At 52.3% G+C, this 21714-nt stretch carries 15 protein-coding genes; 10 read left to right on the top strand and 5 right to left on the bottom strand.

Annotated elements, in window-relative coordinates; translation table 11 throughout:
• Positions 1–42 precede the first annotated feature (42 nt).
• Genes K7P01_RS28165 through K7P01_RS28135 form a run of 7 tightly spaced genes read left to right on the top strand, consistent with a single transcriptional unit; the run spans position 43 to position 10388 of the window.
• Complete coding sequence (locus tag K7P01_RS28165) at positions 43–2043, top strand: prenyltransferase/squalene oxidase repeat-containing protein (protein WP_267297937.1); 2001 nt, start codon at positions 43–45, stop codon at positions 2041–2043.
• Positions 2043–3275: a hypothetical protein gene (locus K7P01_RS28160; protein ID WP_267297936.1), complete on the top strand. Its 1233-nt coding sequence runs from the start codon at positions 2043–2045 to the stop codon at positions 3273–3275. Before K7P01_RS28165 ends, K7P01_RS28160 begins: the two co-directional genes overlap by 1 nt.
• Entirely contained in the window at positions 3262–4671 is a 1410-nt protein-coding gene (locus K7P01_RS28155; RefSeq protein WP_267297935.1) for a radical SAM/SPASM domain-containing protein, read from the top strand. Before K7P01_RS28160 ends, K7P01_RS28155 begins: the two co-directional genes overlap by 14 nt.
• Before the next feature lie 14 nt (positions 4672–4685).
• A complete protein-coding gene (locus K7P01_RS28150) occupies positions 4686–7046 on the top strand; it encodes an ABC transporter permease (RefSeq protein ID WP_267297934.1) in 2361 nt (786 codons plus the stop codon).
• 50 nt (positions 7047–7096) lie between these two features.
• Positions 7097–8317: a cytochrome P450 gene (locus tag K7P01_RS28145; protein WP_267297933.1), complete on the top strand. Its 1221-nt coding sequence runs from the start codon at positions 7097–7099 to the stop codon at positions 8315–8317.
• A 20-nt stretch (positions 8318–8337) separates the two neighbouring features.
• Positions 8338–9477 (top strand): hypothetical protein, encoded by a 1140-nt coding sequence (locus K7P01_RS28140; protein WP_267297932.1) that lies wholly within the window; start codon positions 8338–8340, stop codon positions 9475–9477.
• On the top strand, positions 9474–10388 hold the full coding sequence (locus K7P01_RS28135; protein WP_267297931.1) for a hypothetical protein: 915 nt from the start codon (positions 9474–9476) through the stop codon (positions 10386–10388). The genes K7P01_RS28140 and K7P01_RS28135 overlap by 4 nt, the downstream gene beginning before the upstream one ends.
• Here the strand turns inward: K7P01_RS28135 and K7P01_RS28130 are convergent, their stop codons facing one another.
• The 3 genes from K7P01_RS28130 to K7P01_RS28120 form a co-directional block, all read right to left on the bottom strand.
• The gene (locus K7P01_RS28130) at positions 10389–11021 is read right to left on the bottom strand and encodes a response regulator (RefSeq protein ID WP_267297930.1); all 633 of its coding nucleotides are present in this window, start codon (positions 11019–11021) and stop codon (positions 10389–10391) included.
• A gap of 308 nt (positions 11022–11329) precedes the next feature.
• A complete protein-coding gene (locus K7P01_RS28125) occupies positions 11330–12595 on the bottom strand; it encodes a sensor histidine kinase (RefSeq protein WP_267297929.1) in 1266 nt (421 codons plus the stop codon).
• Positions 12592–13269, bottom strand: a complete 678-nt coding sequence (locus tag K7P01_RS28120) for a response regulator transcription factor (RefSeq protein WP_267297928.1) — start codon at positions 13267–13269, stop codon at positions 12592–12594. Before K7P01_RS28120 ends, K7P01_RS28125 begins: the two co-directional genes overlap by 4 nt.
• Positions 13270–13382: 113 nt before the next feature.
• Here K7P01_RS28120 and K7P01_RS28115 point away from each other — a divergent pair, with 113 nt between their 5' ends.
• Genes K7P01_RS28115 through K7P01_RS28105 form a run of 3 tightly spaced genes read left to right on the top strand, consistent with a single transcriptional unit; the run spans position 13383 to position 19147 of the window.
• A complete protein-coding gene (locus K7P01_RS28115; RefSeq protein WP_267297927.1) occupies positions 13383–14783 on the top strand; it encodes a TolC family protein in 1401 nt (466 codons plus the stop codon).
• 14 nt (positions 14784–14797) lie between these two features.
• Complete coding sequence (locus K7P01_RS28110) at positions 14798–18013, top strand: efflux RND transporter permease subunit (RefSeq protein WP_267297926.1); 3216 nt, start codon at positions 14798–14800, stop codon at positions 18011–18013.
• Positions 18014–18019: 6 nt separating this feature from the next.
• On the top strand, positions 18020–19147 hold the full coding sequence (locus K7P01_RS28105; protein WP_267297925.1) for an efflux RND transporter periplasmic adaptor subunit: 1128 nt from the start codon (positions 18020–18022) through the stop codon (positions 19145–19147).
• 70 nt (positions 19148–19217) lie between these two features.
• Here the strand turns inward: K7P01_RS28105 and K7P01_RS28100 are convergent, their stop codons facing one another.
• Positions 19218–21146 (bottom strand): M56 family metallopeptidase, encoded by a 1929-nt coding sequence (locus K7P01_RS28100; protein ID WP_267297924.1) that lies wholly within the window; start codon positions 21144–21146, stop codon positions 19218–19220.
• The gene (locus K7P01_RS28095; protein ID WP_267297923.1) at positions 21139–21528 is read right to left on the bottom strand and encodes a BlaI/MecI/CopY family transcriptional regulator; all 390 of its coding nucleotides are present in this window, start codon (positions 21526–21528) and stop codon (positions 21139–21141) included. The genes K7P01_RS28100 and K7P01_RS28095 overlap by 8 nt, the downstream gene beginning before the upstream one ends.
• Positions 21529–21714 lie beyond the last annotated feature (186 nt).

Raw genomic sequence — 21714 nt, 5'->3', positions numbered from 1 at the left:
CCTTTCCCAAACGACATCATTCACCTAAACCCATATACACCTATGCTCGGCTTAAGCAAGATAGGGTTGAAGAACTCCGCCGGTACCATCGACCGGCTGAAGCAATCCTTTAATAATTACCTGGACGATCACATTCAGTTGCCGGGCGGGTTAAAGATCTTTGTTTTTCCTCCGGATTTTTTTGATTCGGAGTTTTACCTTCTGTATCCCTCGTTATTCCGAAAGGTATTTGGCGAACGTAGCGAAGCTTTTGCGGACGAGCTTTGCTTCTCGGGATTTTTATATTTCCAGTATCTGCTCTGCGTCGACAGGCTTATTGATAAGGACGACGAGAATCCGCAAGGGGCGGATGCCAGCATGGTCCACCTAAAAACTCACATTTATCATGAGGAGGCCTTGAAGATCCTCTCCCGCCATTTTGGAAAGAAGCCATTGTTTTGGGAGCTGTGGGATCGCCGGAACAAAGAGTTCCTGGGCAGCATCCTGATGGACAAGCATTATAACCTCGACATGGAGTTTGACGGCTATTGCAAGCTGGCCATCGGTAAGTGTGCTTTTTCAAAAGTGGCCGCCGATGCCTATCAGGCCCGGAAAGAAAACCCCGCGCTGCATGCGTTGTTGATCCAGTCCATCGAATACTTCTCGATCGCCCGCTGTATTCATGACGACCTCGAGGACTTTAAAAAGGACCTCGTTCACCGCAAGAATAACATCTGTCATATGTATCTGCATAAGTGGATGAAGGAACACCAGCTGCGCCTGGAGGATCACACGCCGGAGATGTTGGAGAAATACCTGTTTACGTCCGAGACGGCAGAAGCGATGCTGGTGCTTTCCAAAAAGTATTATCAACTTGCGATCGATGTCTTACAGGACTATCATGTCCACCTGCAGCCATACATCGGCATTATCGAAACACTACGGAATCGCATCAATTATTTCAAGGTAAATATACAGGCCTATCGTATTCATAAATATGTAGATCGGGTCAATAGCGCCTATACACTGTCCTCTTTTGGATTGGAGGATTCCATTCGGGTGGCACGCGAGTACATTGCAAATATGCAGAATGCTGACGGCTCCTGGTTTGAAGTGACCAACATGCAGGGCATGAGCAACGTGTGGGCGACCGGCTTTATCGCCGCACACCTCGACAATCGTTCTGATAATTTTATAAAAGCTGCGGGCTTCCTGGCACAGAACAAGCAAGACCGAAACTTGTGGGGGTACAATACAGAGTGGACGTTCGATTACGATTCATCGACCTGCGCCCTGTTGGCGCTAAGCCAGGCAGGGCATTCGATCGATGCCGATTTAAAAGAATGGCTGAAGGGCCAGACGCGCGAAGGGGGTTTTGGCACCTATTCTTCAGAACACTACTCGCTGGTAAGCAACCTCGGCTTAAAAGGAAAAAATCAAGTCAAAGGATGGATCCACGCGCATGTGTGCGTCAGTGCGCTGGCGTATTATTTTCTCAGCAAGTTGCCCAACCGGCAGGAGTATGCCTCCGAGCTTACGGCGTTGAAAGAATATCTTACGAAGACGCGTGCCCGGAATGGTGCCTGGCAGCCGTACTGGTGGACATCCAGTATTTACCCGACATCGTACATTGTACAGGGAATGGTGTCCGAGCAGGGCGAGCTCGATCCTGCGATCCTGCAATCGCTGGATTTCTTATTGAAAAAGCAGAATAGCGATGGAAGTTTTTCATGCGATGTGTTGAAACAGAAAAGCGTGTTTTATACTGCTTTGGTGTTGGACGCATGTTGTGCTTCGCAGGAGCTTTACAACCGTTATCGCAAGCCGGTGGAGAGCATGAAGAATTGGATGTTGCAAAATCAATATACGAACGGCGCATTCGAGGGCTCGACTTTCCTGGCGATTCCCAATCCGGATGTGGTGCGGTGGACGACAAATAATACCTCGTTCAAAGTCAACCGGCAGGGTGGTGGCAACACTGTCACGGGTGAGTTTGCGCACTTATTTACGACCGCTGTTTCGCAGCAGGCCTTGAGCCGGTACAGTTCCTTAAGCGCTGCGTGATGGGAGTGGATGAGTATTACGTTCCGCAGCTTGTGCCGAACTGTTCGTATGTTCGGTTTAACCAGCATACGTACACACTGTGCATTGATGATTTACAGAAGCCCATTAAGCTCAATGTCAATCATTTTGTCAAAGAGTTACTGGACGAGATCGACGGCATCAAAAACATCGAACAGCTCACGGCTGCGTTTAACCAGAAAAGCGATGTGAAGCTGTCGGTGACGGATACGATCACCATCTTTACGAAACAACTTTCCGGCTATGGTATTTTGAGGGACGACTCGCAGGAACGATTGCGTGTTACCGATGGCTATATTAAGTTTAAGATCACGCTGATCCCTTTCTTCGTGGTTCGGAGAATCACGCCGCTCTTCCTGGCATTGTTCCACAAAGAAGTGTTTTATACAGCGTTTGCCTTGTCGCTAGCGCTACTGACTGGTGTATTTATGGTGTCGATCGACCCGAAAGAAGTATACCATAGCATTGATCCCAACTTTCTGGTGATGTTTATGGTGATACACTATTCCGGGTTGTTGTTGCACGAGTTCGGGCACGCGGCGGCGTGCGACCGCTTTGGCGCGCGAAGTGGAGCGATCGGTTTTGGGTTTTATGTATTTACACCGGTATTTTATTCAGACGTGACCGATGCCTGGCGCTTGCGTAAAGACGAGCGGATTATAGTCGACCTCGGGGGTATTTATATCCAGGTGTTGATTTGCGCCTGCCTGGCCGTTGTCTTTTTGATTACGTCGCAGTTGATGTTTGTTACACTCTCGTACCTCATTGCCCTTTCGGTCCTGATCAACCTCAATCCGTTTTTACGCTACGATGGCTACTGGGCCCTGAGCGATTCACTGGCCGTGGCCAATCTACGGTCGCGGTCGATTGAGTCGGCCCGGCTGATGTTGGGACGTATTGCAGGGATGCAGAACAGGTGGCGGCCGACACGTCATACCATTTTCCTGGCAGTATATGGCTTGTTGAGTGTTGGCTTCCTGGTGTTGTTTCTGATTTACATGGTGCTGTTCAACTATAAATCCGTGATCTATTTTCCCTACAACCTGTATCTCTTCCTGCGGGATTTGATTACCTGGTCCGACGTTGTAAACTTTTCGTGGTTCAAAGATTCGGTGGTAAGCTTAGCCATACCGGGATTGTTTTATTATCTGTTGATCAAGTCTGTTTACAAAAAGGTCTTCCTTAAATACTTTCCTCGTCATGAAAAGCCTTAAACTGTCGTATTATACAATTGCCTCGGGACCAGTGAACGAGGCGGGCCAATGGTTGATGCTTTCGACACGGTCGGGGCGCATGGTGCTGGTGAATGATATTTGTGTGGAGTTCCTAAAAAACGACCTGGTCGATAATATTCCGGAACCCATTCGTGAGAAGCTGGTAGCCAACAATATCCTGGTGGATGCGGAAGAAAATGAGCTGGAGTCTATCGTTCAGGAAAATAATGATTATATTGATCATGAGCGAAGCCAGTTGTACGAGGTTATCCAGGCATCAGCAAATTGCCAGCTGGGGTGTCACTATTGTGGTCAGCAGCATACGAAGAATAACATCGCCGATCCGCTCATTGACACGCTGGTCGACAGGATACATGATAAGTTTATGCGGGGTGGTTATAAAACCCTGCACATCGGGTGGTTTGGCGCCGAGCCATTGATGGGCTTGCCGCAAATGCGGGCCATTAATAAAAAGCTGCGCCAGGTGCTGCCAGAGGGCGTGCTGGTAACGGGCAAAGTTGTCACGAATGGACTGAGCTTAAAGGACGACATCTTTGACGAGCTGGTCAGAGATTTTGGTGTAACCCGTGTGGAAGTTACGTTGGATGGAATAGAGGAGCACCACAACCGCCAGCGATACCTGAAGGCCGGCGGTGGATCGTTTGAAGTGATCTACAAAAACCTGAAGAGGATTTTGCTACGACCAGACTTTGACAGGGCTGCGTGCAAGGTAACGATACGGTGTAACGTGAGCTATGACAACGTAGCCGGAGTAGAGCCACTGATACAGCAAATAGCATCAGACGGACTACACACGCGGATTGCCAATTTATACTTCGTGGGGATTTATTCGTGGGGCGGGAATGAGGCGCATAAGACCTCGTTGACCAAAGAGCAGTTTGCCATGAAGCGGATGAAGTGGGAGATCGCCAAGATCAAGCTGGGGTATCCGTTTGACTCCGGAGCATATGGCAGAACCAAAATGGTCTGTATTGCGACAGGCGGCGAAAGCGAAGTATACGACGCCTATGGAAATATTTACAACTGCACGGAGATACCCTATGCGGATTATTACAACGACAAAGGTTACAAATTGGGGAAATTAGGAGAGGCAACGCCCAAAACGGGAGAGAAGCCTTTCAATGACTGGTACACCAGTGTACGCGACACGGATAAATACCCGTGTCACACCTGCCGGCTGCTGCCGGTGTGCGGGGGTGGGTGTCCCAAGTCATGGGTGGAGGATAATGTGGCCTGCCCGCCGTTGAAGTATAGTATTTTAAAAGACATGCAGTTCCGGTACTTGCTGCGGACAACGCCAGGCGAACAATTGGCCAGCACGTTGAGCAACTTTGATGCTGTATTGAAAGAAGAAGACTTTTTTAGGTATAAATAAATATTGTCACGGTTATGATCAGAAGCTTCATTCTACTCGGGTTGAGGAATATTCGCAAGAATAAGATCTTGTCAGTCTTTAGTATTTTCGGCTTGTCACTTTCCATCGGCTGCGCCATTGTTATTTTTATTTTTATCAACTTCGAATATAACGTCGATCATTTCCATACCGATGCAGACCGCATTTTCCTGGTCACACAGACGGAAGAAAGTAAACAGTCCGTCGATGTCTATGGCCGCGTGTCGTTCCCGGTAGGGAAGGCGTTGAAAGATCAATTCTCGCAGGTCGAAGAGATGGTGCGTCTGAACCAACGAAATGCTGTCGTACAGGTGGAGTCCAAAGAGCCGCTGTACGAGCAGGTGACCTTCGCCGACGCATCGTTTTTTAATGTCTTTACCTTTTCCATGAAATGGGGGAGTGCGTTGTCGCTAAAGGATCCTGCACAGGTTATTTTGAGTGAAGAGACGTCGCAGAAGTATTTTGGTCAGGATAACCCCATTGGCCAGGTGGTGAAGCTCCGGTTTGACAATGGCTATGAGGCGTCGGCCGTGGTGGGTGGTGTAGCCGATGCGTTCCCAAAGAAGCGGAGCTTTGACTTTAGCATGCTGATCAACAACAGCACCTGGGACAAGGTCGGCGGCGCACCCGACGACTGGAAGACTTTGTGCGATGCTACGTTTATAAAAGCTCGTACAAGTGCTCTCACGCTATCGGATGGATTAAAAGAGGCTGTGACGGCCTACAACGCCGTGCATGTCGATGCACCCATTCAGCGCTATGGCTTTCAAGCACTGAGCACCCTGGCACGTGAGAGCTATCGCATTCGCGGCGACATCGCCAAGGGTTACGGGCCGCCATCCGGCAAAGTCGCCTTGAGTATAATGGGGCTATTGCTGATTACCTTATCATGTCTGAATTATATCAACTCGGCCACGGCCACGGCTGCTACCCGCCTCAAGGAAATTGGCATCCGCAAAGTCATTGGCAGCCGGCGCACCAGCATCATGCTGCAGTTTATGGTAGAGAATATTGTATTGAACTGCTTTGCCTTGATCGTCGGTATTTTTCTGGCGCGATTCTTACTGCTGCCGGGATTTGACAGTTTATTTCAGATCGGGCTGGAGTTTGAAATCGGCGACGGCTCGTTGTGGCTGTTCTTCCTGGGCTTATTGGCCGTTACATCGCTGCTGTCAGGTGCCTATCCAGCTTTTTATATATCGCATTTCAAACCGGTCACCATCTTGTCCGGCCGGCAGAGCCTGGGGACGAAGAGCTTTTTCTCGAAGCTCTTATTGTTCTTTCAATTTAAACTATCATTCCTCTATATCGTGGCGGCTATCATTTTTGTAGCCAACGAACGCTTTCAAAAGAGCAAGGACTGGGGCTATGACCACCGCGATCTGCTGGTGGTTGCACCTGCCGACGAGCGTGCGTATCAACATTTTGTAAAGGCGTTGCCGCAGCATCCGGATGTGATGCGTTTGTCGAGCGCGCAGGAACATATTGGCTATAACGTGCAGGATGTGAGTGTGCAGGTAGAAGGAGATGCTGTCAAGTCTTTATTGCTTGACGTCGATAGTACCTACCTGGAAACGATGGGGGTCCGCGTAGTGAAAGGCAGCTCTTTTGCCGTGAACCAGGAAGCGGGCCATCGTAATGTTATCATCAATGAAGCGTTCGCGCGGAAGATGAATTGGCCCGATCCCTTAAATCATACCCTCAAGATGGAGGACGAGACGTATTACGTTACCGGCGTCGTGGCTGATTTTCATACCGGCAACTTTCAGACGCGGGTGGAGCCCACGGTGCTGCGGCTGGCGCTGGAGGACCGGTATTATCATTATGTGGTAGTCCGGGTGGCGCAAGGCGCGTCGGCAAAAGTGTTGACTCATGTCAGGTCACTGTGGCACGAAGTATCGCCGGAGGTTCCCTTCGGTGGATATCATCAGGACGAGGCTTTTCAGGGATACTTTGCATTGATCTCCGGGCATGGCAAAGTGATTCTCTTCTCGGCCTTCCTGGCCGTAACACTGGCGTGCTTCGGACTCTTTGGCCTGGTATATTTTAACGTCATGAGCCGGTTGAAAGATTACAGTATCATGAAGGTGCTCGGCATGGGCACGGGCCGGCTGGTCAGGAAAGTGGTACGTATTTTTATCTGGATATTAGTCATTGCGCTGGCGATAAGTTTTCCGCTCAGCCTTTTCTCGACGAAGATGCTGTTTGATGTTGTGTATGGCGATCATATACCGATCACGTTAGTATACCCGTTCGTGGCGGTCGTACTGATGCTGCTCATTTGCCTGGGCACGGTATCGTTCCTGATTGTCAAGCTGGCCAAACAAAACCCGGTGCACTCCCTGCGCAGCGAGTAAGCTCCGTCTCGATTTTGCCACCCGACCCCTAACCTTCTACCCGTTCACCTATGACGAAGAATAAAGACGACATTCTGGCCTTGTTACAGTCGCCACCGATGGCGTTTCCGGTAGACAACCCCTACCCGGCGTATCAACAGTTACGGGAGCGTACGCCGGTGTATCGCATCTCGCCCATGCAGTGGATCATCACGCAGTATGAAGATGCCGTGGCCATTCTCAAGCATCCGGACATCTCGCATTGGGGACAAGACCCCCAGACGCAGTCGATGATGTTTTCCGAGCAGGGGCAGATGTCGAAGACGCTCTATGCCTATGCGCCGGACAGCAACACCCCGTATCGCAAGAAGGTGCTGCATGCGTTGGCCGCGAAGAATATGAAGATCGAAGTAGAGGCCATGCACCAGCAAGCCAGCCGGGTGGTGGAGCGGCTGCGGGGCAGGGATCAGATCGAGTTTATGGCGGACTTTGCACATCCCTTTACGTTTGATACCATTAGCCGGATCATCGGTGTGCCGAAAGAAAAGGTCGAAGCGCTTTCGGATATCGTCGGCGCCTTATTGCAAAGCGGCGGCTATTCCCAATACATAACCTACCACCCGGAGTCAGGTGACGGATCGGCGTTCATCAACTTCCTGCGCGCGCTGGTCGCGGAGAAAAGAGCACGGCCCGATAACGACCTGTGCAGCGCGTTGATTGAAGCCTGTACTGACGGCGAGGATGAATCGTTTATTCTGTCACTGGTTGTCTTTCTGTTTTATGCCGGTCATGAAAACATGATGAAGTTTCTGGGCAACGCCGTGATTGCCCTGCAATCGCACGAAGCGGTACAAGATACGTTGCGTAAAGACCCGCGTCTTGCCAGCAGTGGTGTGGATGAGCTGCTGCGGTATGACAGCCCGGTGCAGTTCCTGCTGATGTTTGCCAAGGAGCGTGTGCAGGTAGGTGAAGCAAAAATCCCCTCGGGCAGCATGCTGCTGGTGTGTGTCGGGGCGGCTAACCGTGATCCTAAAATATTTTCGAATCCCGACCAGATCGACTTGCAACGCCGGCCGGCGCACCTCAGCTTTGGCGCAGGGCCATACCGGTGTATTGGCGCCGGGTTGGCGCAATTGCAAGCCGGTGTTGGCCTGGGCAAGTTTATCAGCGCGACAAAGGCGTATAATATTGAGCGAAATAAGATCCAGTGGAAAAGCATTCCCTATATGCTGCGCGGGCCGTCGGCGTTTCCCATGACGATGGCGTGGAACCATGACTTCCAACCCGCATGAGCTTTAAACTATCAAAATATATGACGGTATCCGAACCGTTAGATCAGGAGGATACACCCAAGAGCCTTCGGATGATATTTTCTACGCGCAAGGGCATGGGTATAACGTTGACCAACTATGTGTGGACTATGGTGGAGGCAGGAAACTTTGAGATACTGCCCGATCATCTTTTTAACATTCTCATGTTTCACGAGATGATCATACCCGCCGACGAAGATGAGCTGGAGGAAATTATCGCGCGGAAAGTGTGCATGGCGGGCGACACCCGCAACCAGGAGGCCGAAGTGTGCATCGATTTGACGTTGACTACCGACCCCGCATTTGCCGATACGTTCAAAGGATTGTTGCAGGGACTGATCGATACAAGTGATCAGGCTTTTCGTAAGACGTTAAAAGTGACCGTGCCCGATGCGGGCCGTGGCAATGCACTGCGCGTGGCGCAATTTGTCGAGGATCTCGTCGACGCTCATAGCCCGGGCGATACGATAGATGTCCAATACTGCCTGGTGTTTGACGATATCCTGGACATACAGGAGGCTCAACTGTATGATACGATCTTGCCGCAGGTGGCGCGCATTGTTTTTGCATTCGATCAGAGAGAAGACATGAACGAAACAATACATGCCTTAACCCAAGCACAAGCGTTAGTAGGGCAGTCCGGATGGCAAACGATATTGACAGACGTTCGGATACCCTGGACGGACGATGCGTCGGTCTTACGAGATTTGGCTGCTCCGTTAAAAGCACTGGCCACGTATAGCAACGTGCGGATATATCCTGCGGTGGACGATTATGGCGCGGGCGGCGAGGACACGTTGCTGCAATACTTGCGTAGGTTGGAGCTGCACCTCAATCTCCTGCCCGGCACTTCGTGTACGTACTCGAAACAAAGTGATGCCGGTATAGTTTCGCATATTCAGAAATATACGGTCGAAAATTTGTTGTCTGGTCCCTCGAATACCATGGACCGACGCTTGTACGACAATACAATTGTGGAGCAGCTCCGTGCGCATACCATCGCCTGCTCTACCTGCACCTATTTACCGATGTGTGGTGGACAGGTTGATAAAGGCCCGGGCGACGATTCGTGCCCGGCGTTTGTGCACAACTTTGGCGAGAAGGTAAGACTCAAATACGCATTAGCCCCAGGACGACTATGAGACGAGCTGCCAAGAAAGTGAACGAGCGCTTTCGCTGGAGCAAAAGCGAAGTAGTGGAGAACAATACCTACGTGAAGATGTACCTCGGGGCCTTGAACAAGGTGCTCGCGACCCCCGAGCGCCAGACACTTTACCTCCTGTCAAAGTTTTTTACAGACGCCGCCGCGGAAGTGACGCGTGGGCGGTATCTGCTGGCAAATCACCTTTTCAGTAAGGGCGAGCGCCTGATGGCGGCAATCAACCGTGCGGATCATCCGTTGTTGATGGCGTTCCTAAACAATGTCTATAACCGATCGAAGTCGTTATTTCATTACCGAAGGGGAGAGACGGATACGGCCATCGCCCTGATCCAGGCTACGGTCGTGAACAACCAACGGCTGGAAGCCCGGGGTTTTGATTTCCTGGTGTTTGATCGCGTGTCGCAGTATCACAATCTGGCACGGGTATATTTTTCTATGAGTCGTCCGGAGGAAGGGATGAAGGTTGTGCTCGACAATATCTGTTTTCTGATGACCGGTGCGTCGCCGTTGTTTGACACGGTGCAGGCGCCCGGCATCCGAAGCTACAACAAAGATTATCTGGACATGCGATTTTCGCTCTTATGCCAGTTGATCTTTGATACAGTGCGTTCCTATGTAGGCGAGGAAGATAACGCAACGCAGCGTTCGGCGCGTATTTCATTTTTTAATACGTTGGCCATATACCTGCGCGACTTTATTGTGGTCACCAGTGATGAGCAACGATTACAAGATTGGCTGACGGCTATTATCATGTTTTACGAGGATAACAATATTGATGTCCTGACACGGGCGGCACAGCGGCAATTGGACCAACCGTTCTTTGGTGGGCATCCGGGTAAATTATTAACGAAGCTGGTGAAGCTTGAAGAAAAGGCCTGGTGCCTGAAATAGTTAGAGGCTCAGGATGCCGTTTCTGTAGGAATAGTCGATCAGCTCGGCGGCGTTCCTTACCAGGAGCTTTCGTTCAAGCTTGAGGCGTTTTGACTCGATGGTGCGGACAGAGCAGTTTTCCAGTTGTGCGATCTCTTTGTTTGTTTTCCCTTGTCCGATAAGCTGGATAAGGCTGCGTTCCTGCGCGGACAACATCAGGGATGGCTGTGTGCCCTGGTGGATCATTTTCTTGAGCTTGTCGTTGTATTCTTGCGGATAGCACAGGTTTCCTTTCACAACGCTCTCGATTGTGGCCAGGAGATCTTTCAAATCACAATCTTTATTCACGAAACCGTGTACGCCCAGTTCCAGCAGCTGGTATATAATGGATGCTTCTCTGTAGAGCGTCAGGACAATGACGTACGGACGACTGACAATGGAGCGTTGCAGCAGGCTTTTGGCCGTTTCGAATCCTTCCAGGATCGGCATGTTGATGTTAAGCAACACAATGTGCACCAGTTTACTTTTGCAAACCTCTAATGCCTGTAGCCTGTTCGAGGCTTCGTAGATGTTTTGAAACGGAAGATTGTTTTTGATGGTATTAATGAGACTTTTCCGAAAAAGAGAATGGTCGTCTATAATGAGAAGGTTCATGGTGGTCATAGTACACAATTACATTAAAAGACAATAATGATTTAAAATAGGGAAATACTTTTAATGTTTCAATACTGGTGATTTATATTTTGTGGAATGATACGGATGTATACAAGTTGGATGCGGGTGTCGCTTTTTTGGTCACGGGCGTGAACGATGTTTTGTGAAATTGGGGAAATGTTGTTGTAGAGGAGTTATTGAGTAGAGAATGGACGCAATCGATTGGAGGTATAGTATACTAAACATCTGGCGTGTGCGTTGCTGTGCCAGGTCGCTACGATGCGTTGGCAGCGTGCTTTAAAATTGTATTATGTGCGTTGGTGGATGGTCAGCGTGTGAAGGGTGTTGTCGTACTGATATCGGATGTCGAGGGGATAGTTGTCGCAGATCTTTTTGACGATGGCGAGGCCCAGGCCGAGGGAGGCGGAGCTTTGGTGTTGTTTTTTGAAGCGTTCGAAGAGGCGGTCAGGGTCGATGGTGAGGGGGGCACCGGTGTTGGCGACCGTGAAGGTTGTGCCCGTAATAGTGATGTTGATGCGGCCGTTGGGTACGTTGTGGCGAATGGCGTTGGTGAGTAGGTTGGTGATGAGAATGTCGGCGAGGGTGGGGTTCATCTCTACTTCGAAGGATGCCACGGAGGTGACGGTTACGGTTAGTGATTTGTGTGCGATGAATTCTTCCAGTTCCTGGAGCTTGGCGGTTACGCGCGCGTGAAAGTCGATGGCGGTGTGCTCGAAGAATTGGCCGTTGTCGATTTTGGAGAGCAACAGTAACGCCTGGTGCAGGCGTGACAGGCGTATGGAGGATTCGTGGATGTTTTGGATCCACCGCATTTGCTCGTCGGAGAAGTTGCTTTGTTGGATGAGCTCTTCGACGCGGCTGTTGATCAGCGCCAGCGGGGTTTGAATTTCGTGGGCGGCGTTTTCGGTAAATTCTTTCAGGCTCGTATAGTCCCGGGCGATCTTGTCCGTCATTTTACGTAAGACCGAGTTGAGCTCGTTGAACTCGAAGATCTTTTCTTCGCGCAAGGCCAGCCCACGGCCCTCGTTCAGGTCGAAGGCTTTAGCAGACGCCAGCGTGGCGTAGAAGGGTTCCCAGATGGTGCGGGCGATACGTCGTTGGAATAAAAATAATAGCAACAGACCAATGCTGAGTACAATCAGCATGGTGCCGGTAATGGATTTCAGCAACTTGATGGATTCGATCAGTGACTTGCGAATGCTGACTTTGTATGGTGTTGCGCCAATGGTGGTAATAAAGCTGTATTCGCGAAAGGGTACGTACTCGTTGCTATAGCGATTATAAAGCAGGGTGTCTTTGAATACGGCATGGTTCGCGGGCAGGTTGCCGGCCGTGTCGAGCTCGATCTTGTTTTCGACGAAATAGCAGCTTTCGTCCCACATGCCGTGAGTCTTTGTAAAGTTCTCGAAGTCGCGGCGTTCGACCGTGAGGCGGTCTTCCACCTCCTGGTAGATGACGTGTTCGACAACCAGGTAGAACGCCAATCCAACGATGATATACGTGAGGATGGCGAATAGAATGTAGTAGAGGTTGGTGCTATCGAACAGTTTCAAGTGTCGCTGAATTTATAGCCGATGCCGTAGATAGATTGTATATAGTCTTTACACCCTTTGTCGGTGAGTTTCTTGCGCAGGTTCTTGATGTGTGAGTACAACATGTCGAATGAGTCGGCCATGTCGATGCTGTCACCCCAGAGGTGCTCAGCCATGGCAGGCTTTGTAAGGGCAACGTCGATGTTGGACATGAAGTATAACAACAGGTCGTATTCTTTTTTTGATAAGGGTACTTCCGTTTGGTTGACAAAAACTTTGCGCGCGGTGTAGTTCACCAGGAGCTCGTGGAAGCGTATTTCGTTGCTGCCACCGAAATTGCGGCGACGTAATATGGATTTTACCCGGGCCGTTAGTTCCGAGAGGTGAAAAGGTTTGGTGAGATAATCGTCGGAGCCTATCTCGAGGCTGCGGATTTTGTCTTCCAGGGCATTGCGCGCCGAGATGATAATGATGCCGGAGGAAGCCTTTATTTTTTTTAGAATCTCTACGAGATCGAACCCCACGCCGTCGGGCAGGTTGATATCGACGACAACGCAATCGTAGGTGTAGAGGTTAATCTTTTCTTCGGCGGAATGAAAATCGAATACGGTTTCGGTGACAAAACCATCTTTTGTCAGGTGTGCCGCAATGCTTTCGGCCAGGTCGCGCTCGTCTTCAATGATGAGTATTTTCAAAGCCTGTTGTGAAAAAGTGATCGAATATACGGCCTCAATTCTGGAAAAATATGGGAATCCGGGAAGTTCCGTTTCCAAAATGTTTCCAGAATCGACCCCGTACTATTGTGGGCATGAAACAAAAGCGGATCGATTGTCGAACTACCAGGCTAACGCTCGTGCTGGTCCTGTTGGCCAGTACGTATGCCACCCACGCACAGCAGAGCCTGCCTGCGGTGCTGGACCAGGCCGTACAGTATTATCCATCGTTAAAGGCTCGTCAGGCCGAGGTGCACAGTGCGGAGCAAGATGTGAAGACGAGTACCAGCGACTATATTCCCCGGTTGTCGGTGCAGCACCAGTACACCTACTCTACCAACAACAGCGTGACGGGCTCCTTTTATCCCAATGGCGGCACCGTTATTTCGCCGTCGGGAGGAATTCGCGCGGATAATATTTATGACGGCACCTTTGGCAGCTTTACCTCGGCGTTGCTCGAGTGGAACATTGTCAACTTTGGAAAAGTGTCCACCGCGGTGGGTACTGCTCGTACAGCACTGGCAGCGAGTCAGGCGGCGTACGAAAACGAATTGTTTCAACATCGTGTGCAAGTTGCAGATGCTTATTTGCTTTTGCTGATCGGGGAGAAGCTGGAGGATATTCAACAGTCCAATCGTGATCGTGCGGAAAACTTCCGGCAAGTAGTCTCCGCGGGTGTACAGTCGGGGCTGCGTCCGGGAGTTGACAGTGCGTTAGCCGAAGCGGAGTATGCTAAAGCGAACCTGTTACTATTAGAAAGTCACCGTAACGAGCAGGCGCGACAGCTGCGGCTGCTGGAGCTTACGGGTGTCTTGGGTGATTCCATTGCGATCGACAGCATGCGATTTTATACGGCATTGCCACAACCTGTCGATACTGCCGTCCGGGCATGGCAGCGGCATCCCGCGTTGCGGCTGCAAGCGCTCCGTTGGGAAACAACGCAGGCGCGTAGTAAGGCTATTGGCCGTTCTTTTCTGCCCTCCATTTCGTTGGTGGGTGCTGCCTGGGCGCGTGGCTCCGGCGTGTCAAATACAGACGATCAGTACCGCACCGACTTTTCCAGTGGTACTCGCTACCAGGTGTATAATTACCTGGTGGGCATCTCTACACGTTGGACCCTTACCGACTTTGCGCAAATACGGCATCGCTACAAGAGTGAACGCTATCGCGCCGACCGCGACCACGAAGTATATAACGAGCAGGCGCTGCGATTACAACGACAGGCAAAGGAAGCAGAGATGCAGTACGAGGTAGCGCGTGAGCAAGCGCGCACCGCGCCTGTACAGCTCGCTGCTGCAACCCAGGCCTATAAACAGGCCAGTGCCCGTTACGCCAGTGGCCTGACTGACCTGCCGACGTTGCTGCAAAGCATGGTCGTACTCAACCGGGCGGAGGCCGATGTAGCCATTGCTTATAGCAACGCGTGGCGATCGCTGCTGATGGTGGCGGCGGCTAAAGGCGACCTGCCGGTATTTCTGAATGCTATCAATCCATAAAAAGGCTTTATAATATGTATAAACTTATTCGCGCTGCTTTGCGGCAGCCTGTTTCGGTGATGGTGGGGATCCTGGCCATCCTGTTCTTTTCGGTGCTGGCCATGCGCAGCATACCGGTCGACATCTTTCCCGATCTCGATCTGCCGACGATCTATGTCGTGCAGCCCTACGGTGGTATGGCGCCCGACCAGATGGATGGTTTTATCACAACGCGTTACCAGGATCACTTTCTCTATGTTTCGGGTATCCGCGATGTGGAAGTGAAGACCATCCAGGGGATGTCGTTGATCAAACTACAATTTTATCCCGGCACGGATATGGCGCAGGCGGCAGCCGAGGTGGCCAATAATATTTCACGGGCGAAGGCCTATATGCCGGAGGGGACCGTGCCGCCGCAGGTAATTCGTTTTGATGCCAGCTCGGTGCCCGTGGGCCAGCTGGTGTTTTCCAGTCCGTCGCGGCCGTTGAACGAAATACAGGACTATGCCTCGTCGCGCATACGACCGATGTTCTCGAAGATCGAAGGTGTATCCAGCCCGCCGCCGCTCGGGGGGAATCAACGTACCATCGTGATCAAGGTCGATCCGCAGCGTCTGCGGAGCTACAAGCTCACGCCGGAAGAAGTCATTCGCGCCATCGGTGTGAATAACCAGCCTTCGCCCGCGGGTAACATTCGCATTGGCAACCGTACGCTGATGACGCCGGTCAATTCACTGATTGCCAAACCCGCTGACTTTCTGGATATACCTTTGCGGGTAGGCTCCGGACCGACGGTGTTTGTGCGCGACATTGGTACGGTAGAAGATGCGGCAGATATTACCGTGGGCTATGCGCTGGTACAAGGCCGCCGCGCTGTATATATACCGGTAGTAAAAAAATCCGATGCCTCCACGCTGGATGTTGTAAACAACATTCGTGCGGCATTGCCGACGTTGCAGAACGCCGTACCGGAAGATGTTTCGATCTCGTATGAGTTTGACCAGTCGACGTATGTCACCAACGCGCTGAAAAGCCTGGTGACCGAAGGTGCATTGGGTGCATTGCTGACGGGGTTGATGGTGTTATTGTTTTTGCGCGACTGGCGCAGTGTGGTCATCGTGGTGGTGACAATACCGGTGTCCGTGCTGAGCGCGGTAATCTTACTAAACCTGTTTGGGCAGACGATCAATATTATGACGTTGAGTGGGTTGGCGCTGGCGGTGGGGATTCTCGTCGACCAGGCTACGGTGACGATCGAGAATATACACCAGCATTTGGAGATGAATAAGCCCAAGGCGGAGGCGATCTGGGACGCATGTAAGGAGATTGCCTTTCCCGAGCTGCTCATTCTGCTTTCGATCCTCGCCGTGTTTGCGCCGGCGTTTGTCATGAGTGGGATACCCCGTTCGATGTTTCTCCCGTTGTCACTGGCCGTGGGATTTGCCATGACGGCTTCTTTCTTATTATCACAAACCTTCGTGCCCGTGTTAGCCAACTGGCTGTTAAAAGATCATAAGCACTATCCTGAAGTCCCGGCATTGGCCCTGGACGATCGTGAGGCGGCCGCAGTCGTAGAAGAAGGACGCCACCCGCACCGCGAGACCGCCTTCGACCGCTTTAAGATTCGTTATACCGGCTGGCTGGAAAAGATCATGGATCGTGGCGGACTATGGACAACGGTATACCTGACAGGCTCCTGCATATTGATTGGCGTGGCGTTTTGGGCGATCGGTACCGATATTCTCCCGAAGGCAAACAGTCACCAGTTTCAGCTGCGGCTTCGGGCGACCGATGGTACGCGCGTGGAGCGCACGGAAGAGATCACCTTAAAGGTGTTGGATGTAATCCGCAAGGAAGTAGGTGCGGAGCATATTGCCATTACTTCAGCCTATGTGGGCAACGTGCCCACCAGCTACGGTACTTCGCAGATCTTCGTGTTTAACAGTGGCCCGCACGAAGCGGTGTTACAGGTATCGCTGCACGAAGACTATCCCGTGCGCATCGACGCCTTGAAAGAGCGCCTGCGCGTCGGCATTACGAAAGCCGTTCCCGGGTTGCGGCTGTCGTTCGAACCCATCGAGCTCGTTGACAAGATCATGAGCCAGGGGGCCGCAACACCGATCGAGGTAAACATTGCCGCGAAGAATATTCGGGAGGCGGAGAAGTTTGCCCGCAAGGTGATGGCGAATATGCAAGAGATCCCCTTTCTGCGCGATGTGCAAATAGCCCAGCCGATGGACTATCCCATTTTGCGCATCGAAATGGACCGCGAGCGTGCCGGTCAATTGGGTATAACGCCTACGCAAGTGGCGCGGTCACTGGTCGCCGCGACGTCGTCCAGCCGCTTTACCGATAAAAACCTGTGGCTTGATAATGACAAAGGCCTGGCGTACCAGGTGCAGGTACAAGTGCCCGAGTATAAAATGACGGCGGTAGAAGACATTGCCAATATACCCTTGCAAAGTGGTAACCTGCATCCAACGCTGACCGACGTCGCGACGTTCTCAGAAGAAAGTGGTCCGGGGCAATACGATCGTTCAGGTCCCAATCGTCTGGTGACTATTACGGCAAACCTGCATCAGAAAGATCTGGGTGCTGCCAGTAAGGCCGTGGAAGAAGCTGTAGCACGTGCGGGGGAAGCCCCGCGTGGTATGGCGATCGAGTTCAAGGGGCAGGTAAAGCTGCTCGCCGAGACGCTCTCCAGTTTGCAAGGCGGACTGGTGGTCGCAATCGTGATCATCTTCCTGTTGCTGGCCGCAAACTTTCAGTCGTTCAAACTTTCGCTGGCAATACTTTCGTCGGTACCGGCGGTGTTGGCGGGCTCGCTGCTGATGCTATTGTTGTTTGGTGCGACGCTCAACCTGCAATCGTATATGGGTATGATCATGTCCGTGGGGGTATCGGTCGCAAACGCGATCCTGATGATTACCAATGCGGAAAACCTGCGGCTGGAAGTAAAAGATGCACGGCGCGCGGGGCTGCTGGCGGCGGGTAGCCGGATCCGGCCGATTCTCATGACGAGCATCGCGATGATTGCTGGCATGGTGCCGATGGCCTCGGGTCTCGGCGAAGGCGGCGATCAGGTGGCGCCCCTGGGGCAAGCCGTGATCGGCGGACTTATCGCATCGACGCTCGCGTCGTTGCTGATCCTGCCGGCCGTGTTTGCACGCATGCAGCGGAACACTTCTCTTGAATCGGTGTCGCTCGACCCGGAAGACCAAAACAGTAAATTCTATACTTCGAAATCATAATTGTCTATGAACTTGTTCCGTCTCCATATCGTACTGCCGGCCCTGAGCCTGGCGTTGCTGACCGCCTGCGGGCATGAAGAAAAAAAGACTGCCGCGGCGAGTAGTGTCCCCGTGGTACATGCCGCGGCTGTACAGAGTTTGCAGCCGTCGCTGCAAACGGTGTTGCCCGGCGAGCTGAAGCCGTGGAATAAAACAAACATCTTTCCGCGTGTGAAAGGATATATAGGATCGGTGAAAGCCGACCGGGGCACGGTCGTACGCAAAGGTCAGGTACTCGCAGTGCTGGAGGCGCCAGAGCTCGTAGCATCGCTCAACCATGCACGTGCACAAGAGGCTTCCGCCGAAGCTTCGTTGATCGAAGCAAAAGCCAGGATGAAAGCGAGTGGCCTGACGCACCGGCGTATTGTGGCGACGAGTCGCACAAAAGGTGCAGTCTCTGCCAACGAGCTTGATATGGCATATGCGCGCATGCTGGCCGATAGTGCGCTGGCGACGGCGGCGGGCAGCAACCTCGCGGCGGCACGGGCGCAGCTGGCGGCGCAATCACAACTCGTGAGCTACCTAACCGTGACTGCACCGTTCGATGGCACCGTCATCGAGCGTAACATCAGCCCGGGCGAGCTTGTCGGCCCCGAGGGCAACGCCAAGCCGCTCTTTGTGCTGGAAGATCACGCACGCCTGCGTCTGACAATTGCAGTGCCCGAAAACCTGTCGAATGCTATACCGGATAGGGGCGCCGTTTCCTTTACAGTACAAGCCGATCCCAATAAAGAGTATAGTGCGCAGTTTGCGCGGAGTGCCGGGAGCTTACAAGAAAGCAACCGGACGATGATCGCGGAGTTTGATATGGATAACCGCCAGGGGGAGCTCAAGGCCGGTATGTATGCAGAAGTGAAGCTGCCGGTGGCGCGTAATAAGTCCACCCTGTTTGTGCCGCGTACGGCCTTGATTCAATCCACGGAGGGTATGTTTGTGATCCGATTGAAAGAGAATATTGCCGAGTGGCTGCCCGTCCAAAAAGGGCATGTGCTCGACTCGCTGGTAGAGGTGTTCGGCGCGTTAAAGCCGGGTGAACGGGTGGTGGCCGAAGCGTATGAGGAGTTACGGAATGGCCAGGCGGTGGTAGTGCAATGAAAGTATCTTAACTAGAAAGCTCCGGTAGAACCTTGTCTGCCGGAGCTTTTTTATGCCGATCGCGGTAGTGTTATTCTTTTACGTAGTTCTTGCGTAGCTTACGGTATGCCGCGAAGTCTTTGTCTTTTACCTTCTTGCCATTTACTGACATTTCCGTATCGGTTTCGTGAATCTCGAATATATCGCTACCTTTTTTGATATACCCGTCCTTGATTAATTGATCCCGGAGTGCTGCGTGATAGCGCTCGAGTTTCTGATGCTCTTTTCGCATTTCTTCATCCTTTTTGCGCAGCTCAACGGTTTGTTCTTGCAGCACCTTTTCCTGTTTGCGGAGCGCTTCGTCGTGGCGCTGCATTTCTCTTTGCTGCTCAGCCATATACTGGCGCGCTTCGTCGCGGACGCGCCTATGTGTTTCAAAGAGGTCACGCTGTGCTTCGAAATCGGCTGCACGGAACGAGACTTCCGCCCTAGCCAATTCGGCTTCCGCTTCTTTGATGATCTTTTCTAACTCTGCCTGGTGCTCACCGTAGAAATCGCCGAACTGTTCTTTCATTTTTTCGAGAATGGCTTCCTGCATGGCTTCGAGGTCGGCGGCATAGCCAAATCGCTGTGCGCGTGGCAGTGAGTCGCTAAGAACGACATCCAGCGGAGGAAAAGGTGGGAATGCCTCGAATACAACGTCTACGTTGGGAATGAGCACCTCGACCGGTTCCAGGGGCTCCATCGGCGCAAAGGCGAAGACGTTTCGGGGAGGGGTCGGGAAGCCCGGCACGTCGGGACTGGAGACAGCCGCCATGATGCTCGCGCGCATAGCCTCGTCGCCTTCGTATACCTCCGAGGTGACCTCGTGCGGTTTACCGTCTTTGCCTACTGTAACCGTTGTACGACGTTCGTAGTAAGCGCGGTTGTTTTCTTTCGGGTTCGGGCCTTGTATGAAAATGGTATCGGCGTTGAGGATTACCGTTTTCTGCGCGGCAGCCTGCTGCTGTTCCGCTTCGGCAGTATTTTGCGCGAAGGCGACCCAGGAGGCGCATACCAGACCGATCACTAACAAGAAAGCTGGTATCAGCCGTTCGCGACCGGTATTTTGTTGGACAGATTTTTCCATAATTCGTTTGATACGCGTTAGAAGTTGATGTTTGTTTTCGGCGAGTGACAACGCCACACCGGTCTGACGCAAGCGGACTTCCTCCAACTGTACCAGGGCCGTGGCATAAGCCCGGGCATTACCGCCATAGTACACCACGGCATCGTCGCAGCAGTGCTCACGTTCGGTACGCACCTGCGCGGAGAGCGCCCAGATGCACGGATTGAAGAAGTATAGCGCTTCGACCAGCATTTGTGCCAGGTTGGCCAGGTAGTCGTGTCGGCGTATGTGGGCGAGCTCGTGCAGCAGGATTGTTTCTACCTGCTCCATCGACAGGCCCGCCAGCATGCCGGCCGGCACCAGGATGACCGGCTTGATATATCCCAGCACCACCGGCGCCTGCAGACGCACAGAAGTGGCCAGGGTTACAACCCGGTGGATGTCCAGTTGTTGCACCAGCGCATCCAGCCGTTGTTGCCAGGCGTGGCCCACGGGTGACGATGCACGACGGAGCGACGTGACATACCACGCCCCACCGGCCACACGTAACGAGAACAGCAGCGCACCGGCAAACCAAACCGCCAGGATCAGGTTCATGTGTGCCGCCACGTGTGTGAGCATCTGCTCCCACACACTGGCCGGCGCCGGCGCAGCAATGTCAGAAGCGATGAAGGTATAGGTCACGTCTACTGCACCCGTGGGGTGCGCCGGGACCTGGCTATACCACCAGAACGTTGCCGTGCTCGCCACGAGCACCACGGCCAGGCTACTCAATGCGACGGCGTACCGCAGCGACGAGCGATGCGACGGAATGATACGCAGCACGATCGTCACCGTGCCGTATACCAGCAGCGCTTGCCAGAGCGAATGAATGAGGGTCCAGCCCAGGGCTTCGGTCAACAGGCTACTCATGACTACCTCCTTCCAGTTTTTCGAGGTATTTGCGAATCTCGAGCAGCTCTTCTTTCGAGGAGCGATTGTTCCCCAGCGCGCTCAGCACCAGCTGCGCGGCGGAGCCCTGAAAGACGGTGTCGATCATTTTGTCAACCATCTGCTGCCGGGTGCTTTCCTGCGACAATTCGGCTTTGTAAAGGTGGAGCTTACCACTGCGCTCCCGCGATACAAGGCCTTTTTCAGTCATGATCTGCATCAGCTTCAAGATGGTGGTGTAGCCGTTCATGGCTTCGCCGCCGAGGCTTTCGTGCACGTCTTTGACGGATACGGCGTCGTTTTCCCACAAAATTTGAAGGATTTCGAGCTCTTTTTCAGTGGGTTTCAGAGGCTTGTCACTCATGTACGAATGTTTTCGTAGTACAATGTTAATCGGTGGTCGGGATAAATGCAATACTATTTACGAAAAAATTCGTACATGGTTTTGCAGAGGTGCAAAATGCGCCGCAACTGGCGCAAGTATTAGCACCAAGCGTTAGCGTAGGTGCGGTACTTGTGCCTAAAACTGCAGCCAGTCTCAGACTGGCGT

Origin of the sequence: Parachryseolinea silvisoli, assembly GCF_021190955.1 — a bacterium.
Lineage (GTDB): Bacteria > Bacteroidota > Bacteroidia > Cytophagales > Cyclobacteriaceae > Ohtaekwangia > Ohtaekwangia silvisoli.
This window is presented reverse-complemented; position numbering and strand designations above follow the sequence as displayed.

Excerpts from the sequence above, each read along its gene's own strand:
- K7P01_RS28130 (WP_267297930.1), bottom strand. The coding sequence starts at position 11,021 with ATGAACCTTCTCATTATAGACGACCATTCTCTTTTTCGGAAAAGTCTC.
- K7P01_RS28110 (WP_267297926.1), top strand. The coding sequence starts at position 14,798 with ATGTATAAACTTATTCGCGCTGCTTTGCGGCAGCCTGTTTCGGTGATG.
- K7P01_RS28140 (WP_267297932.1), top strand. The coding sequence starts at position 8,338 with ATGACGGTATCCGAACCGTTAGATCAGGAGGATACACCCAAGAGCCTT.
- K7P01_RS28160 (WP_267297936.1), top strand. The coding sequence starts at position 2,043 with ATGGGAGTGGATGAGTATTACGTTCCGCAGCTTGTGCCGAACTGTTCG.
- K7P01_RS28105 (WP_267297925.1), top strand. The coding sequence starts at position 18,020 with ATGAACTTGTTCCGTCTCCATATCGTACTGCCGGCCCTGAGCCTGGCG.
- K7P01_RS28165 (WP_267297937.1), top strand. The coding sequence starts at position 43 with ATGCTCGGCTTAAGCAAGATAGGGTTGAAGAACTCCGCCGGTACCATC.
- K7P01_RS28115 (WP_267297927.1), top strand. The coding sequence starts at position 13,383 with ATGAAACAAAAGCGGATCGATTGTCGAACTACCAGGCTAACGCTCGTG.
- K7P01_RS28135 (WP_267297931.1), top strand. The coding sequence starts at position 9,474 with ATGAGACGAGCTGCCAAGAAAGTGAACGAGCGCTTTCGCTGGAGCAAA.
- K7P01_RS28155 (WP_267297935.1), top strand. The coding sequence starts at position 3,262 with ATGAAAAGCCTTAAACTGTCGTATTATACAATTGCCTCGGGACCAGTG.
- K7P01_RS28145 (WP_267297933.1), top strand. The coding sequence starts at position 7,097 with ATGACGAAGAATAAAGACGACATTCTGGCCTTGTTACAGTCGCCACCG.
- K7P01_RS28100 (WP_267297924.1), bottom strand. The coding sequence starts at position 21,146 with ATGAGTAGCCTGTTGACCGAAGCCCTGGGCTGGACCCTCATTCATTCG.
- K7P01_RS28095 (WP_267297923.1), bottom strand. The coding sequence starts at position 21,528 with ATGAGTGACAAGCCTCTGAAACCCACTGAAAAAGAGCTCGAAATCCTT.
- K7P01_RS28150 (WP_267297934.1), top strand. The coding sequence starts at position 4,686 with ATGATCAGAAGCTTCATTCTACTCGGGTTGAGGAATATTCGCAAGAAT.